The sequence below is a fragment of the Enterococcus sp. AZ084 genome, assembly GCF_051714905.1.
GTDB lineage: Bacteria > Bacillota > Bacilli > Lactobacillales > Enterococcaceae > Enterococcus_B > Enterococcus_B pernyi.
Genome location: NZ_JBIOSS010000004.1, coordinates 29,424 through 45,802 on the forward strand (window position 1 = coordinate 29,424; position 16,379 = coordinate 45,802).

Sequence of the window (16,379 nt, forward strand, 5' to 3'; positions counted from 1 at the left end):
TCCTCATAAGCCTTTTAGCAACAAAAAAAGACCAATGATTAGCTCATTAGTCCTTTACAACAATCTCCGAATATGACGGGCTTCGGCATCTACTATTCATTTTTTATCACCTCAGTACATAAAAAAAAGGCAAGCTTTTCAGCTTTACCTCTTTTTTACATTATTTTTTAATTATAAAATACAACTGTCCATCCAATTATATCGCCTTTAGCATTTAAGGCAGGATTTATTAAGAATCTAGTAAACTCAACAAATTTATCCTCAGCCCATAATGCATATGCTTGTGCATTAGCCTCTTCTTGAGTAGCTGCAAAAATGCCGCTATTTCCAATATTAACAGGAATATTATCAGTTTCATTGTCCTCGGAGCCATTGTCTCCTCCTGAACCATTATCCCCGCCTGTTGGAGGTGTTGTTTCTGTATCCCCACCAGAGGAACCGTTATCGCCACCAGTTGGTGGTGTTACAGTGTTTTCTCCGCCAGTTGAGCCATTGTCTCCTCCCGCTGGTGGTGTCACGGTGTTTCCTCCGCCTGTTGATCCATTGTCAGCACCTGTCGGCGGTGTTACTGTGTTTCCAGCATCCGTTGACCCACTGTCTTCTACTGCAGGAGGGGTAGGAACTGTCGCTGCTGGAGAACCTTGATCAGTACTAGAACCAGTTGCTGGTGCTTGTCCGATTGGTTGCCCTGGATTGACTTTGTCGTTTTCGTTGATTACTGCTTGGCTAATAGTGTTCCCACTTTGATCTTGTACAGTAGCAATGTTTCCTTCAAATACTAACTTATTGCCTTCGAAAATGACATCTACATTTCCAATGCTATTCCACTCAGCTAATTTTTGAACTGATATATTTGTCGCTCCACTAATGGCGCTTAAAGTATCGCCCCACTTTATCGTGTATTCATTGCCAGAAATTTCAGCTTTGATTTGTTCAACTGATCGAGGTGTCCATTCTGTGGCTTCTGCCTTTTCCGTATGAATAGCTAACGCCACTCCTCCAACGGTTACTCCGATTGCTAACACTTTTAACATTTTCATTTATTCTTCCTTCTTTCCTTTTTTATATTATATGCCTATCATAATATACATATAATGATAGGTCAACAATTATATCGTGGATTTTTTTCTTTTTTTCATCTATACTACTTCTATAGATACTTTAGGGGGTGTTAACATGAAAGATACCGATTCAAAAGAAATTCGAGAATGGATCTTAGATAATCTTGTTACAAAGCAAGGTGCTATGAAAATTACGGGTCAGTCCGGACCTGCCTTTCAACAAGCAGTGAGAACGAACATGGTCGCTCCTTTTATTGAATACAATGAGTCCCCAATAGTTCGTTTATACTTAAAAAGTGAGATTGAAGAGTATGCAAAACAAGTCGCACTTAGAAAGGATAAATTGAAAAAAATGAATAATCAAAATGATTATCATTCATTGGGAAACGAATGACGCCTAGCCTAATAGTTGCCAGGGATCGCGTCCTTCACAAAAAGGATGCTTAGGGTTAAAATATTTCAAGAGTAAAGTGTTGAGACTTTAAAAAAGGTATTCTTAAACTAAAAATTGGAGTTTAGGTTTAAAAGATCTCCCTGGCAACTATTAAGCTAGGATTCACTTAATTAAAATAACTATAAATTAAGCATATCAAACCAAATAATTTTCGCCAAACGATAACCTGTGTCTTTTCATACAATTTTAATAAAACAATTATTAATATAGACCAATTATCTTTTTCTTCGATAAAAACGATTTAATATTGCATATATTAAAAAATAATTTTCAACCATTTTGGAAAAGATAACATTTTTATTTTATAATTAATTGCAATAACCTTTTCTTGTAAAAGTATTCACATTTTGAGGTTTATGGTACCCATCCAGACGAAAATGTACGGTAGGATTCCGAATAAAGAACTTAGTCATTAAAATTACGTGTAAAATAGACTGCTACAGTAAATATTTGCACGATCAAATCAACTTCAATGAAATCACTAAAAAACCAAGCACAATAAAGTACCATAAAAACAATAGGACTAGCGGAAACCACAAAAGTCCTAAAAAATAATAATTCCAATAAACTACTGATCCTAAAATTAAAGTAAAAAAACCACTAATAAAGATTCGCCAAAAACACATTGCCAGTTTTTCAAGTCGCCGTTCGTATTCTAATGTCCATTCATTTGAAATCATTATTTGCGACACTCTCCTTCTACTACTTCTATTTCTTTCACCTATTGACCAATTGTTCAATTCTCCATTAGAAGCCCTAATTCAGTTTCTTTTTGTTCATAATCTTCGACAAGGTTCATTACATCTTGCCACGCCTCATCAATACTTTTTTGATTTGCTTCTCTTTTGAACAAAACCCTACTTGAAATGCTTTCAGGATATACTAGAAGTGGATATGTTTTCCAGATAATTTGCTGAATATAATTTTTATCTACATATTCTTTAAGTTCATTATTGGAGTCATAGGCTAACTTTCGAGAAAATTGGACATTATTTATTGAATTATCAAAATTAGACTGCTCCATTTGTACTTTCATTGCCATCGATATAATCCCAATAAACACAATCACATGAACTACTACTTTTAACAATCCCTCATATTTGTTTTTCAATATAAACATTGCTATCCTCCAGATTCGTTCTTACAAATGCGATTAATTATCCTTCCGGCATAAGTGTCAATTCATTCAGTATTATTCCCAAAAAGAGAAGATATTTATAATGAACATCAAAATATATTGAACAACATCTATTAAACTTCTCCTCAATTTTAGTGGAAAGCAAACTTTAAGGAAAAATTCAATTTCTATTCTGGACTTTTGAATTTCTTTTTTTCGAATTCCATGACAAGAAAACAGCAGTTACTTTTATAAAAACAGCATAAGAATTGAACCAACACCCCAAAATAAAGTGGTTGAAATCACCGACTCAATAATTGGAACAAAAATCGATTCACTTTTATCTCTTCCTGAGATTCCGCTGTTATAAAAGAGATAACTTATAAAGAGGTCTAAACCTAAGCCCTGAAAAAAATTCAACTGATCTAAACCAAACGTAGGTGAAACGATCCCATTCCAGAGCATCATGGTAACTAATCCGCCGTAAAGAATTCCTGCGAACCTCAGAACCAATACCACTAAAAAAGTTCCTGTTTCTCCAAGAATAAGTAATACTTTTTCTTCTTTATCTTGCAATGTAAAACCTCTTTCACTTAGTTTTCAGTTTTAGTGTATTACTGACTGATTCACGTTACTGACTTCAATACACAATGTAGGAATATCTTTTCCGTCATGTGTAGTAATTCCTGCGTCTAGTAGTATTACCTCATATTCTGCTGCTCGTGGGTAATTCGCTAAAATATTTTTAACTAAAATTCCTGTTGGGTAAGTCTCTTCTACAATTTCAAACGTTGCATCGGCTTTATCTGGTAAAATTTTCAATAATTCTTTTAATTTCATTTTCAGTCCCTCCTATTCCATAATCTCTGTCTTTTTAAGAATATCGTTACTCTATTTTAAGAGAAACATCTCACCATATTTAAATTCAGATAGAATGTTTATGTCTTTTAGTATTTCCGAAACGTCTCTTCGGCAATGACTCCTGCTAGTTGGTTACGCTGTTTTCGTTGTTTTCGTTGATGATACGACTGTGTCACTCTTTCTCGATCAACGATGAAATAAAACCCTCTATTTGAACGAATAATTTTTGCTACCGGGACTTCTTTTACCAGTCGCCCTTCTTCCAAGTTATTCACGACTCTCAACGAACGGATATAACGCAAACAAATCAATTGCTTTTTATATAATGGGGTAGACTGGACGACTTTTTTTGTGACGATATAGGCTCGTTCGCCAGGTAACACGTCATCATGTTCGAACTGGATATTATTCGCAAATAAATCTTCTTGTCCGATCACAAACTCCATGTCCTTCTCCTCTAACAATAGTTCTTCCAATTGGAAAAATCGTTTCTTTTTGCCTTTTATGCTCTTCTTTGCTGTACCTTTTGCCATCCATTTTCCCCTTTCTTTTGCTGCTCGTATGAAATGACCACACCAAATTCAGTTATCTTCATTGTTTCTGTGCATTGTAATTGACGAATCAGTCGTTCCGTCTTTTTCGCATGCCATTCTGGTTGTTCGGCGATCCACCGATTAAAGTAATCCTGTGCTAATAATGGTCTTCGTTGAGTCTTCATATAATCAAGCAACAATAGGTATTCCCGCATTGCTTCGACTCGGATGATTTCGCCATTTTCCATGATTCTTAGTACCTTGCTTCGCTGCAGCTGTTGGAACAACTTGAGTTGTCTTTCTTTTATCCAGTAATCATTCATTTCAAACCAATGTTCTAAACTACTACGCTTGATTGACTTGCGCTTAGACTGCCGCATAAAAGCAAGTAATACTTGTATTTCAGTCATTCAACTCACTCCTATTTCTTTTTCTCTAAAGACATACCTGTTCACAAAGAACCGCAAACAAGTAATAAAAATGGTACGACACTTTTCGGATAAGTGGGAACCTGACCGTTTTAGGGGGACGGACAACCTGTCTCTCTTCATCATTTTGAGAGTTACAAAGTATTCCTTTTCAGAACAAACAGTTGGGTTTTAAGGCGTTCAACTGCGCTACTTTTCTCGCCACATGCCAGAGACACGATCTTCTGCTTGAGTTACCAAGTCAAGCAGTCTGTCGTTTTTGAATGTATCCGTTTCGCCAGACAGAAAACAGCGAAACATTTTCTCGTTTGATTCCAAAGCTAAACACAGCGCCCTGGATAAACGTCCGATACTATCCAGTTTTCAAGGATCATGTAAACAACGAGAAACGTTCTTTACAAACAGCTATGTCTTTCGTTAAACGACTTCTTTCAAGCCCAGTCCTTCACTTTCATTGGTGGGTCAAGTATGACCAGTGATTGAGCCGAATGTTTTTTCTTTGCCATAATTTTTCCGCCACTTTCAACGACTGTTTTAATTTTAGGATAGAGAACCTCTATTTCTTTGACCGTTAGGTCCGTTTGATGCACAAATTTTCCATTTCCAAGATTTGCCCATATACTGCCATCGATTAGACGAACCGTAATCGCTCGTTGTAAAATCAATCGAGGAGAACAGGACTTCATTCGTGTAGAATTATTCATTTTTTTATCACTCCTTCACTAACTTTCTCGAACAAATATCAGAAAATAAAGGCAAACAAAAAGGAGGAATTCCACATGTGTGAAATTCCTCCTCAAAGATTGTAGTTGTCAACAACGCCCCATAACAGCTAATTTGATCGCTCGTTTTACACGTACTCCCCCACTAAATCAAACGTGTAAAAAAACGACTCGTATTAGTCCAAGTCCATACGCATACGTCCTCACTCATCTTCTTAAAATTACCTTTTCAAACTGTCTCATAAAAAAGATTTTAAAAAATAAGTAAAAACGAATGAATACCCCTCAGTTGTTTGTTATAATAGCAACGTTGTAGACGTCGTCTACAATTATCAAGGAGCAATCCAGCAACATGTCATCTATGTTGTTTGGACCCTTTGACTCTCAACGACCTTCAAACTGACGCCAATCAGTTTGAAGCGAGAGAGCTAAAGGTGCTCCTTTTTGTTTGCCCTCATTTCAAGAACTAGACTAAAATGTCTAGTTGCTTTTCGACAAACAAAAACTAGTACTTTATTTAATTCTTTTTAACGATAACATGCTTTTCATATTTCTGGCAACAGTAAAATATCCTAAATTTATTCAGACTCTATTCCCTTTTAGTAAAAATCCTCTTCGAGAAATTCTGCTATATCCTTATTTAATTCAAGAAATAAACGCATACCTAAAGGTTTTATAACTAGAAATAATTTGTCTTAATAGTTATTCTAATTTATACTAAATTTAGACAATTTACTTAAAAAAAGATAATAAAAAGTTTCACATGATTCTTTAAATAAATTGGTCTATTCGTTTATTTGGGATAAAAATAACTTTCTAGGGACGTGTTACTTGTGCGTCACGTGGATCAATTGGAAATGGAAACATAGTGTTTCTCCTCCTTTTTTTTTATTACTGTACAGCTTTTAATATTGACGTCATATAAATCATACAACAAGTTTTTACAAAAATCTGTAAAAAACTGTTGACTTGTGAATTTCACAAATGGCCATTTTTTTGTTGACATTACTGAAAGGAAATGTTATGAACATTCATTTACTTATACGAAGACTACGTATCAAACAAGGTGTGAAGCAATCTGAAATTGCAAAAGGGATCATGGACACCTCTGCTTATTCAAGATTTGAAAGAGGTGAACGTGCGTTAACTTCAACCGAATTAGAGTTGATCATGTGCCGACTCAATGCACATATAACGGATCTTAGCGACATCGAAAATATGGAAAATGCTGTCGCAGCAAAGATTAGAGAACTTACTCAAAAATCAATCACCAATGAAGTGAATTTAGACGAATTAAAAAAACTATATGAAATTGCTAAGTTAGAGAAAGATCAATCCTTGCGATCTTACCGAAGCTATTTATATATTAAACATCAATTTGAACAAACTGCACCATTCATCGAACCAATTATATCTGAAGAAATGGACAGACTTTTTGATCAAATAAAAAGTAAAAACTATTTAACAAACTATTATCTCCAACTGATCACAGATTTTACCCCTAAGTTTAAAATTGATCACTTAAAATTTTTCCTAGAAACTTTAAAAGATTATGAAGTAGATCATATCAGCTCAATTGATTGTCAATATTTACACGTACTTCCTGCCGCAATCTCTAACATAACCGATTCATTGATTGATCATGCTGTTATAGACAAAACCAATATTGATTTTGAATTATTAGCTAAGGCAGAAGAGAGTTGTGACAAACTGGGAGAAATTCTATTCTCTCGCCCAGTATTTAATTTCAGCTTATTATTTACTTTATTTAGAATTCGAATTGAATATTACAAAGCTTTGACTGCAGACGAGAAAGAAGTCGCTCTAAAAAAAGCCATAAACTACAAAAAAGACATAGAATTCATTGTTAACTTGAAAGACTACCACGGTGAAAAAATCAGAACCACAGCTGATATTGCGTTGTACAGTCTGAATAATTTAATTACTTCTGGAACACCTGGTGAAATAGTCTATTTTATAGATTAGTTACTTTTAGTTGATCACTTATTTCTCAACTAAAAAGACACATCAGCTACGCTGAGACACACCTAGACACTTTCCAAGGTCATGACTAATTTCAAACTTCGCTTGTCCAATCATGTAAAGAGACCTTCGGTAATTCTTCGCTTGATTCAGCTTGTTGTTTTGCAGCAATCGGATTTTCCATAAACCAGTTCTTAACGTAAACAAAGATTAGATTTTGAATATTTTCAACTTTTTCTGTTTTCAGTTTTTGATAGGCTTTTAACAGTGTTTGATATAATTCTTGCTCGGCATTAAGACCATAAATATCTAGATCCTCAAAAATAATTTTAGTCTGAGTATCTTTTTCTGCTTTTGCTTTTGCGTTATGAATTGTCTGAACGGTCTTTTGAGCTTCACTGTAACTAGATGAGAATGTTTTAATCAAACTTAGTACTCGGTCAGGTATAAACGTAGCAATGCTATTGTCTTTCATGATCGTTTCAAAATTATTAAGCAATAATTGATCTTGTAGATGGTCTTTCTCTGTGTCTATAATGTGTCTATTAGTGTCTAAAGAATTAGAAGAATATAATAGATTACCTCCTTTTTTCCCACTTTCGAAAGAATGTTGATTTAAAGCCGTTTCTTTCGAAGGTGGGTTTTTCCCACTTCCATGAGAATCGCTATCTATCGGTGTTTTATCCGAAAGTGGGTTTTTCCCACTTTCGGGAACATCTTCTTTGATATTTCTTTTTATAAATACATCTTCTGCAGAAACCTCCAATTTTCCCAGATAAAGCCTATTCGGTGAATTGTGCCAGGTTCCATTTGGAAGCTTTCTTGGGGGAGTCTTCTGTTCAAATAATAGGTTTTTATCTTTCAACTCTTTTTTAATTTTAGAAATCTTATTTTCTTTGCAACCTAAAATGTCCATTAGTTCCGCTCGAGTAAAAATAAAAAATATTCTGTTTTGCTCATCAATCCAGTTATTTTCTATAGACGCTTCACATCTATCCTGTAACATTGCATAAGCTATTTTTGAATCATTACTCATCTCTTTATAAAGGGGAGAAGTAAATAGGACTTTTGGTAGTTGATAATATAGCGCACGATATGTTTCTTGAGCAGTGATAAAATTGAATTCTTGCATTTAAATCTCCTCGGTTCTATATATATTTCTTTCTTTTCGTTTTAATCATATTAACTATACTTGGATAATCTATTAATTGTAAACGGTATAAACTAAAAAAGATTTTAGGGGAAAAAGAGAAAAAGAGAAATTACCCCTTGTACATAGTTGCTTTATAATAATAATAATTAGGAGAAAAATCTCTTAGGAGAAAAAGAGAAAAAGAGACTTTTCTCTTTTATGAATCGCAATAAAATAGCTGTTTAGATAAAAGAGAAAAAGAGAAAAAGAGACTTTTCTCTTTATTAATTGTTAAGCTTCTCTAAAAAGAGAAAAAGAGAAAAAGAGAAATTACCCTTTTTTTATTTTTTTCCTTAACCATAATTATGAATTTAAAAATTTCTCCTAAATACATTTTACTATAGATTTAAATCTTTAACCATGATAAAATGATTTTAGGAGAAAAAATACATTTTGCAGGAGGCTAAGTATGAAAAGAAAAGGAACTACAATAATTAATGCCAATCAAAAAGGCGGGGTTGGTAAAACTACATCCACAACAGAAGAAGCATTAGTTGCAACACTTCCAAATCCTCAATTTAATAGAAAAGTTCTTATAATTGATTGGGATATTCAAGCAAATGCAACAAGTTTAATTGGGAAGACCTTTAATAAAAATTTTCCAGCAACCATTTATCAAGCTATTAAAGATTATTCGAATGGGGATAGAGAAGCTTTAACTAAAGCAACAGTTAAGCTTACAGACAATCTTTATATGATTGCTGGTGGGCGTGATATGGCTGATTTTGGCGATTTATTAGAAGATCTTTATCCAAAAGAAAATGATCCAATGTATAAGAAAAAAAGAACATTTCATTTTTCCAATATATTAGAAACGATTAAATATGATTATGATTACATTTGGATAGACGTTGGTCCTAGTACTGATATCAAAGTAGACAATGCCATGGTATGTGCGGATTATTTTGTTATTACTCAGGAAACTAAGACTTATTCTTTCGAAGGTTCACTAGATATTATCAATGAATATTTACAAACGTTAATTGACGATTTCGGTAGTGATTTTAAAGGTGAAGTATTAGGTTTGCTGCCATTTTTACTTCAACCTAAAAGAGAATTACATGAGTCAATTATCAAAAATACAAAAGAAGCATTTGGTGAGAATTTCACATTTAATGCAATAGTTAATAATCAAAAACGTTTAGAAGAATATCCAGAATACGGTGTTTCAGTTGTCGATTATCATGATAGGAAGGTATTTGCACTTTTTGCTGATATATTTACCGAAATTGAAGAGAGAATTCAATTATTCGAACAATATGGAGATATACCTGAAGACTATGTTTATTCTCCAAAATATTTGAACGGAAACAAGTTAACTAAGCTATCAAGAGAATTAGATTTAACACAATTTGAACTAGCGTAAGGAGGAAAAGAAATGGCACTCACTAAGCGTGAAAAAAAAGAACGTCCTAAAGTAGAAAGGATTGTAGAAACTTCCAGAGTTATCAATGAAGATAATGCAGGATCTACTGAGCAAAACAAAAAAGAGTGGACTGCTAAAGATAGAAGAACAATTAAGATAGATCCTGATATAAAAAGTTTAATCGAAATATTTAGTGATTTTGACGGTACTAAAGAATATGAAACAGTAAGGCAAATGGCAGAATTTTATCTAAAAAATAATTATGATGAACGTGCTCAAAGAATTATTACAAATATTCAAAAAGAAAAATTTATTAATTAAAAAGAGAAAAAGAGAAAAATCTCTTTTTCTCTTTTTTTATTTTGTTGATTAACATAGATTTTTATTTAGTTTTAAATAGATATATGGTTAAAAAAGGAGAAAAGTCTCCTTTTCTCCTTTTTGGACAGAAATAATATTTTTCACTTCAGTATTAGTCTATGTGTTTCTTCTTTTTCTTTTTTTGGTTGAAATTAAATTGATCGTATTCATTTTCTAATATCAATAATTTTTCATAGACATTAGACATGTTTAAGCTTGCCGCAAGCCCTAAGTCATAAATAAAACCTACGGGTAGCGATTCAACTCGTCGATTCCGTGTGATCCAACTGGCGACAGTCCCTTGACTATAACCATAGGACTCACAGAATTGATCGACAGTAACTCCTAGATACTTGATAATAAATACGTTGATTGGGTGGGAATAAACAAAGGTATTTCGAGACATGGTGGGTGAGCCTACCTTCCTTTTTATTATTGCGTTCGCAATAATAGTTTAACGTTTATACCATGCTATTGTCTACTTCTTTTATTCACTAGGACTAATCCCTAATGTCGGCATCAAAAAAATAGGCTTAACCCCTTCTTGCTTTTCTATTCTTTCTTCATCCATACTAATGATTCGTCTTCTACAAAATATTCGCTAAATTCTTGTTCACTAATGACCATGAACGTGCCTGGAAAGAGCTTTAGAAGGACTTGTCCGTACTCTATCGCAATCATGCCACGCGCTGTTTCAAAAGCGACTTTCCCATTTTTCGAGAATTTCTTTGTTTTTTTAATCGCCGTATTCCCGCAAAAAGTTCTCAAACAGCCGTATTGTCCTTTAGTATATTTCAAATACTCAAAGGGTTTTTCATTAAAACAATTCCCTCTCGCTTTTATTCTCGTTTGCTGTTTTTCTGCTACTAACCAACTTTTCTTAGTCGAATGCTCTTGCAAGCGTGCTTCTACTGAAATAATCGAGCCATCTTCTTGTTCTAAATAAATGGAAGAATAATAATCCTTAGAAATAAGAACAGCCTTGCTTAATTCTGAAATCTGTCTTCCTAATAAACGACAACCAGTTTCCTGGGCGAACGTATAAACCAAATATTCTGAACCATCTTTGAACAAGAGAGAATAGACTTGATACACTTTTTTTGGCTTCGCCTTTTCCTTTTTGGGGACTGCAGCCAACTGTTGAATCACTGGTTGTTTGACTTCGTGTGTTTTTTCATACTCCATTAATTGTTTTACCATAGGCTGTAGCTTATCTTGTATTTCTCGAAACTGCTCACAGTATAGACAATAACGATCCTTACCAATCGGATGAAACAAATCCGGATCGGACTTATGTTTCTTTTTGATTTCTTGCAATTTCTCCTCATAAAAATATTTCAGTGTCAGCATTTGTTTGTACTCTGATCGATTCAATTCTTTTACTCCTTTTGTTTATTATCTACATATAATAAATTTTTTCTTCAAATAGCTTTCTATTTATTCTATCACACATCAATTCCTTTTATTTTCAGTAGAAAAGGGATCAATGAAACAACTAAACAGAAAATAGCGTTAGGTTTTGGAAAGGGTGATTTATAATCTATTCTACTTTCCTTACCGCTATTTTCTGTACGGATGTTTCAGTGATCCCTAAAAAGCCTTTTTGCTCCTAGTACTTCTCTAACTCTTTTCATACGGTGCAATATAATAGTAGAAACTATGATACCCTGCGCTAGCCTCTACATAAAAGGTAAAGCAATCAAGTCCCACTTGGTTAATTAGTTGTTGCCCATATCCCCAAATTTCCTCTAGTAATTCTTCATAGCAAATATAGCGCCATTCGTACTGTTGAATGATATTCATAGCTGACTCCATTTATCTAACTCCTGGATTTCAATGTGGCGAATTTCATCGTAATGGACCTTATGCTCTCCAATAAAAATGCCTAGTTCATCATACCCATGAATTTCTCCCTTAATATCATCCGGATAGTAGCCTTCAGTGTCACGTTCTTCCTTTTGGATACAGACAACTTTTCTTTTAAGGACAGCAGCGTTTAACACTTCCGTAATTTCTTCAGTCGTCATCTGTTCCTTGGCTAAATTTTGATTGGCCCGTTGCTCGACGTCTGCATCGATCTTTTCTGTGTGATCTGAAAGATAAAATCCAGCCCACTTTAAACGGCCTCGATCATTGTACTCAATCATTATTAAGCCCTCCGTTTCCGCCTGGATGCCCACCAACTAACGTGCTTCTAGTAATACTACGTGCGCCTTCTAACTTAGAAGAAGCGTGAACAATTGCCGTAAACCCATATTTCTGTCGAATCTTATCTATAATCTTATCAAGTTTCTCCTCATTAATCTGTTGTTGTGGATCACTAAACAAATCTAGCTGAAGGGAATCAGTATAAACGAGTTTACTATACGTAATTCCAACATGTCTCACTTCTTGTCCTTCATAGTACTTATTAAATAGATAAAGGCAGTAGTACTGAAGCTCTTTCGTGTTATCAGTGAGTGGGATTTTCATTTGGTGCGAAAACCCCGACTTTGTTTCCAGGATCGACGTACCTATATACAAGCGAACACAACCAGTCTTGCACTTATGCTGTCGAATACGTGCAGCCACTTGTTCCGCCATTTCCTTTACCACAATCTCGACTTCTTCTTTCCTTGTGTAATCTTTCGGTAGGACCTGAGAATTCCCATACGATTTCTCTTTAGTTGGTTCAGGCGGTTCTGCAATATCTGTTCGATCAATGCCATTCGCATGAAAATAGAGCTGTAGTCCAATAACCCCTAATTGCCTCTTGAGCGCGTATGGTTCCCAATTGGCTAAATCTTTGATACTCAAGATTCCCATGTGGTTCAATCTTTTTTTCATGCGTGAACCGATACCCCAAAAGTCAGTCATTTCTTTAATTGTCCAAATTTTTTCTGGCACATTTTTGTACGTCCATTCCGCAACAAATCCTTTATTATGCTTGGCTTCATTATCTAAGGCTAATTTGGCTAGAACTGGATTATCACCGATTCCGACGGTGGCAATCAAACCAGTTTGACGGTAAACGTGTAATTGTATCTGTCTTGCGAGCTGTCTGCGTCTCTCGCTTCTTGTACCAGGTGTTGTAAATAAGTTCAGCGATTTTGTTACTTTAAGAATTGATTCGTCGATCGAATAAATCAATAAGTCTTCATCTGCGACATATTGCCGAAAAATACTGTTTACTTCCATATTTTTCTTTATATACAGGTTCATTCTTGGTGGGACAATGTGTAATTCTTTAGGCAAAGGATAAGGTAGATCACGTGGTCTACTGACGTTCGTGATTCCATACTTACTTTTGGCAGTGGGTGAAGCAGCTAAAGTTAGTCCTGATCCAGTGTTGTCTGCTCGACTCATCACAACTAAAGGCGTCGTTAATGGATTTAAATTTCTTTCAACACATTCAACACTCGCATAAAAACTTTTTATATCGATCAAAAAGTAATCATTGACTGGCTCATTTGAGTAATCAAGCATGTTTTTCTCCCCCATTTCAATTTGATTATACAAACATACGTTCGCATTTGTAAAGGGGAACATTCTAAAATAGCAAAAAAGTCAGACTATTTGTCTGACTATCATACACCTACTTATTTTTTTCGTTTAGCAATTGGAAATCTTGGTCAATGAATTGGTAACAATTCCCACAATTTTTACAATGATATTGTTTCGTTTGAATATTTTGCTGAATCAGCTCACCGCAAGCACAATCGATCGATACAGCCGTTCTTCGTTCTAATCCGTATAATGGACGTCCCCAAAAAGTATAGCCTAATTGTTGTTCTTTCATTTGCTTCGATCCTCCCTAAAAATATCTCTATTCGTAGCTAATATGACGCTCTGTTCGACCAATGATATATCTTAATGAGCGAACTTGACCTTAGAATGTTCGTATAAACAACGATTCATTTAAATTGAAAGAGATTTTTATATTCATTTTATCAATCTTCTAATCACTGCCTTCTATTTGTTTCTTAATTCTAAAAAGTGTACTACGACTGAACCCCGTTATGGCTTCCACTTCTTTGTACGATTTCCCGGAAGTAATCAATTCATATGCGTGCCTCTTCTTTGGTGTGATTGTTGCTTTCGGACGTCCCTCTTTAAAATTAGGATTATTCTTTTTCGCAAACAATTTTCCTTCCTGAGTACGTTCTACAATCATATCACGTTCCATTTCAGCTACACTCAACAACGTGCGTGTAACCATTCGACCCATTGACGTATTTTCGATCGTTCCTAGATTCAATACCTTAATCGTGACGTTATCATCGAGTAAAGGTTCAATGATCTCTAGTGCTTCTCTTGTATTACGGGCGAATCGATCAAGTTTCGTAACAACGATTTCGTCTCCAGGCTTCAGACCAGCTAACAGCTGATTAAACTTCGGTCGATCTCGTTTCGTACCTGTAAATTTTTCAGAAAAAATATTCTCCTTCTCAACACCGTTCTCAAGCAGTTGTTGTATCTGCTCCTTTGTACTTTGAGAAGCGGTTGAGACACGTGCATAGCCATATTTTGTCATTTAACCCACCTGCTCTTACAAATCATCTATCGTATACTCAGAGTATCCTTCATAAAAATAGCTAATATCAATTCCTTTCATATATAACTCACGATCGTCAATCTTATCAGTCAGGGCGTTGGAAATCAGATAGCGTATTTCCAAGTCGTTTATTGGACTGCGCTCCATTGCAGAAAGATAGTCTGCTTTATCAATCAAGTTCCAATCAACAACTTTTTGCAATTCTTCCTTTAAAATGAGATCTAGCCAAATTCTAGTACTTCGTCCATTCCCTTCACGAAAAGGGTGAGCGATATTCATCTCCACGTATTTATTAATAATCTCTTCAAAAGAAGTTTGTGGCATTTGATCAATATGCTTTAACGAATGTTCCAGGTACATGACCGGTGCGAAACGAAAATTTCCTTTTGCAATATTGACCGTACGAATTTTTCCGGCAAAATCGTAAATTTCTGAAAAGAGAAAATCATGAATTTCAGATAAGCCTTTAAACGTGCCGACTTCGATTTCGTTTATTTTTCCTGAATCGTATAATTCCTTCGCTTTTTGCTTGCTGAGTTTTTCTTCAGCCTTGGCCAGCTCAACCTGATTCGTTAAACCCAATTTATTCTCTAAAATCATGGAAAATCTCCTTAACTTTTTGACATAAGTTTATGAAACACTATAAATCCTATTGTACCGCGAATTTAATCATGTGTCAAAAACTATTAAGTTTCTGACACGATTGTACCCTAAATAGACACTAGCCAATCATTGAAAAATCTCGATTTCTAATGTATGATTAGGGTGTATTTTAAATGATTCGAGAAAGTAGGTAAAAAATTGAAAGTTGCATATATTAGAGTCTCTTCTCTTGATCAAAATGAACAACGCCAAATTGAAGAAATGAAACAATTTGGAGCAGAAAAAATTTTTATTGAAAAACAATCTGGAGCCACAATTTCAGAACGGCCAATTTTTCAAAAGGCTTTAGATTTTGTACGTGAACAAGATACTTTTATTGTAGAAGCAATTGATCGATTAGGGAGAGATTATGATGAAATTATTGCTTCAGTTAATTACCTAAAAAATAATAACATTCGATTGATCATTACTAGTCTACCTATCATGGCGGAAGCAATTGGAGATCCACTCCTGGATAAATTCATTAAAGACTTAATCATTCAAATATTGGCCATGATTGCCGAGCAGGAACGTAAAGAATCCAAACGACGCCAGGCACAAGGGATTAAGATTGCAAAAGCAAATGGTGTTTATAAAGGACGCCCTAAGTTATACAGCGCAGACACAAAAGATCCCGAACGTCGCCTTGTTTATAAAAGCATCGTTGAGGATCTTAATAAGGGAATTGCTATTTCAAAGATTGCTAAAGACTACAATGTGACTAGGCAAACTATTTATAGAATAAAGAAGGAAGTTATTAGCTAAAGTGAAATGATTATTTTAAGCAACACTTTTTATATTTTTTCCCACTACCACATGGACAAGGAGAATTTCTTCCTACTTTTTCTGGCTTTGTTTGTGTTCGTGGAGTATCAGGCAACGAAAATTCCTTAAAATGGGGGACAAAGTGTTGCTTTAGGTAGTAGATTTTTCTCAGGTTATACACCAATTCTAATATATAAAACATTAATTCAAAGTTATCAATACAAAGCGAAGCAAACTCAATGAGATACATACTTTGAATATTATCTCTATCTCTAAATACTATTTTCTGCGTGACATAGTCAATTTCACTATCAAAATGCTGTATAGCATTTCTTTTCTTTGAATCTAAACTCTGAATCAG

The 16,379-nt window shown here is 34.6% G+C and carries 22 protein-coding genes; 5 read left to right on the forward strand and 17 right to left on the reverse strand.

Going from position 1 to position 16,379, the window contains the following annotated elements:
* Positions 1–167 precede the first annotated feature (167 nt).
* Complete coding sequence (locus IGI79_RS14805) at positions 168–1,040, reverse strand: LysM peptidoglycan-binding domain-containing protein (protein WP_438846129.1); 873 nt, start codon at positions 1,038–1,040, stop codon at positions 168–170.
* 136 nt (positions 1,041–1,176) lie between these two features.
* Between IGI79_RS14805 and IGI79_RS14810 the strand changes: the two genes are divergently transcribed.
* Positions 1,177–1,455 (forward strand): hypothetical protein, encoded by a 279-nt coding sequence (locus IGI79_RS14810; protein WP_438755284.1) that lies wholly within the window; start codon positions 1,177–1,179, stop codon positions 1,453–1,455.
* Positions 1,456–2,251: 796 nt separating this feature from the next.
* Here the strand turns inward: IGI79_RS14810 and IGI79_RS14815 are convergent.
* The 6 genes from IGI79_RS14815 to IGI79_RS14840 all read right to left on the reverse strand — a co-directional run bounded on the left by IGI79_RS14815 (position 2,252) and on the right by IGI79_RS14840 (position 5,158).
* Entirely contained in the window at positions 2,252–2,635 is a 384-nt protein-coding gene (locus IGI79_RS14815; RefSeq protein WP_169059276.1) for a hypothetical protein, read from the reverse strand.
* A 246-nt stretch (positions 2,636–2,881) separates the two neighbouring features.
* A complete protein-coding gene (locus IGI79_RS14820; RefSeq protein WP_438755282.1) occupies positions 2,882–3,208 on the reverse strand; it encodes a hypothetical protein in 327 nt (108 codons plus the stop codon).
* Between the two features lie 30 nt (positions 3,209–3,238).
* On the reverse strand, positions 3,239–3,472 hold the full coding sequence (locus tag IGI79_RS14825; protein WP_438846130.1) for a hypothetical protein: 234 nt from the start codon (positions 3,470–3,472) through the stop codon (positions 3,239–3,241).
* 107 nt (positions 3,473–3,579) lie between these two features.
* The gene (locus IGI79_RS14830; RefSeq protein ID WP_438846131.1) at positions 3,580–4,026 is read right to left on the reverse strand and encodes a hypothetical protein; all 447 of its coding nucleotides are present in this window, start codon (positions 4,024–4,026) and stop codon (positions 3,580–3,582) included.
* Positions 3,996–4,436 carry a hypothetical protein gene (locus IGI79_RS14835; protein ID WP_438840862.1) on the reverse strand — a complete coding sequence of 147 codons (441 nt, stop codon included), beginning with the start codon at positions 4,434–4,436 and terminating at the stop codon, positions 3,996–3,998. The genes IGI79_RS14830 and IGI79_RS14835 overlap by 31 nt, the downstream gene beginning before the upstream one ends.
* A 449-nt stretch (positions 4,437–4,885) precedes the next feature.
* Complete coding sequence (locus tag IGI79_RS14840; protein WP_438840861.1) at positions 4,886–5,158, reverse strand: hypothetical protein; 273 nt, start codon at positions 5,156–5,158, stop codon at positions 4,886–4,888.
* 1,041 nt (positions 5,159–6,199) lie between these two features.
* On the opposite strand from IGI79_RS14840, the gene IGI79_RS14845 reads away from it, so the two are divergent.
* Positions 6,200–7,162, forward strand: coding sequence for a helix-turn-helix domain-containing protein (locus tag IGI79_RS14845; RefSeq protein ID WP_438846132.1), 963 nt, complete (start codon positions 6,200–6,202; stop codon positions 7,160–7,162).
* Positions 7,163–7,253: 91 nt separating this feature from the next.
* Here the strand turns inward: IGI79_RS14845 and IGI79_RS14850 are convergent, their stop codons facing one another.
* Positions 7,254–8,291 (reverse strand): replication initiator protein A, encoded by a 1,038-nt coding sequence (locus IGI79_RS14850; protein WP_438846133.1) that lies wholly within the window; start codon positions 8,289–8,291, stop codon positions 7,254–7,256.
* A gap of 469 nt (positions 8,292–8,760) precedes the next feature.
* Here IGI79_RS14850 and IGI79_RS14855 point away from each other — a divergent pair, with 469 nt between their 5' ends.
* Entirely contained in the window at positions 8,761–9,717 is a 957-nt protein-coding gene (locus IGI79_RS14855; RefSeq protein WP_438749007.1) for an AAA family ATPase, read from the forward strand.
* A 12-nt stretch (positions 9,718–9,729) separates the two neighbouring features.
* Positions 9,730–10,038, forward strand: coding sequence for a hypothetical protein (locus tag IGI79_RS14860; RefSeq protein WP_034690382.1), 309 nt, complete (start codon positions 9,730–9,732; stop codon positions 10,036–10,038).
* A 151-nt stretch (positions 10,039–10,189) separates the two neighbouring features.
* On the opposite strand, the gene IGI79_RS14865 is transcribed toward IGI79_RS14860, so the two are convergent.
* The 8 genes from IGI79_RS14865 to fic all read right to left on the reverse strand — a co-directional run bounded on the left by IGI79_RS14865 (position 10,190) and on the right by fic (position 15,211).
* Positions 10,190–10,483: a hypothetical protein gene (locus tag IGI79_RS14865; protein WP_034690383.1), complete on the reverse strand. Its 294-nt coding sequence runs from the start codon at positions 10,481–10,483 to the stop codon at positions 10,190–10,192.
* A 146-nt stretch (positions 10,484–10,629) separates the two neighbouring features.
* On the reverse strand, positions 10,630–11,451 hold the full coding sequence (locus IGI79_RS14870) for a hypothetical protein (RefSeq protein ID WP_438755271.1): 822 nt from the start codon (positions 11,449–11,451) through the stop codon (positions 10,630–10,632).
* 246 nt (positions 11,452–11,697) lie between these two features.
* Complete coding sequence (locus tag IGI79_RS14875) at positions 11,698–11,880, reverse strand: hypothetical protein (protein WP_077152042.1); 183 nt, start codon at positions 11,878–11,880, stop codon at positions 11,698–11,700.
* The gene (locus IGI79_RS14880; RefSeq protein WP_062806309.1) at positions 11,877–12,224 is read right to left on the reverse strand and encodes a hypothetical protein; all 348 of its coding nucleotides are present in this window, start codon (positions 12,222–12,224) and stop codon (positions 11,877–11,879) included. Before IGI79_RS14880 ends, IGI79_RS14875 begins: the two co-directional genes overlap by 4 nt.
* The gene (locus tag IGI79_RS14885) at positions 12,217–13,542 is read right to left on the reverse strand and encodes a Y-family DNA polymerase (RefSeq protein ID WP_438846134.1); all 1,326 of its coding nucleotides are present in this window, start codon (positions 13,540–13,542) and stop codon (positions 12,217–12,219) included. The genes IGI79_RS14880 and IGI79_RS14885 overlap by 8 nt, the downstream gene beginning before the upstream one ends.
* A gap of 109 nt (positions 13,543–13,651) precedes the next feature.
* Complete coding sequence (locus IGI79_RS14890) at positions 13,652–13,855, reverse strand: hypothetical protein (protein WP_010734340.1); 204 nt, start codon at positions 13,853–13,855, stop codon at positions 13,652–13,654.
* Positions 13,856–14,014: 159 nt separating this feature from the next.
* Complete coding sequence (locus tag IGI79_RS14895; RefSeq protein WP_438846135.1) at positions 14,015–14,590, reverse strand: recombinase family protein; 576 nt, start codon at positions 14,588–14,590, stop codon at positions 14,015–14,017.
* Positions 14,591–14,605: 15 nt separating this feature from the next.
* Positions 14,606–15,211: a protein adenylyltransferase Fic gene (gene fic, locus IGI79_RS14900; RefSeq protein ID WP_438846136.1), complete on the reverse strand. Its 606-nt coding sequence runs from the start codon at positions 15,209–15,211 to the stop codon at positions 14,606–14,608.
* 201 nt (positions 15,212–15,412) lie between these two features.
* Between fic and IGI79_RS14905 the strand changes: the two genes are divergently transcribed.
* Complete coding sequence (locus IGI79_RS14905) at positions 15,413–16,018, forward strand: recombinase family protein (protein ID WP_438846137.1); 606 nt, start codon at positions 15,413–15,415, stop codon at positions 16,016–16,018.
* Between the two features lie 10 nt (positions 16,019–16,028).
* Here IGI79_RS14905 and IGI79_RS14910 read toward each other — a convergent pair.
* Positions 16,029–16,379 (reverse strand): SEC-C metal-binding domain-containing protein (locus IGI79_RS14910; protein ID WP_438846138.1); only part of this gene is annotated, 351 nt, incomplete at its 5' end.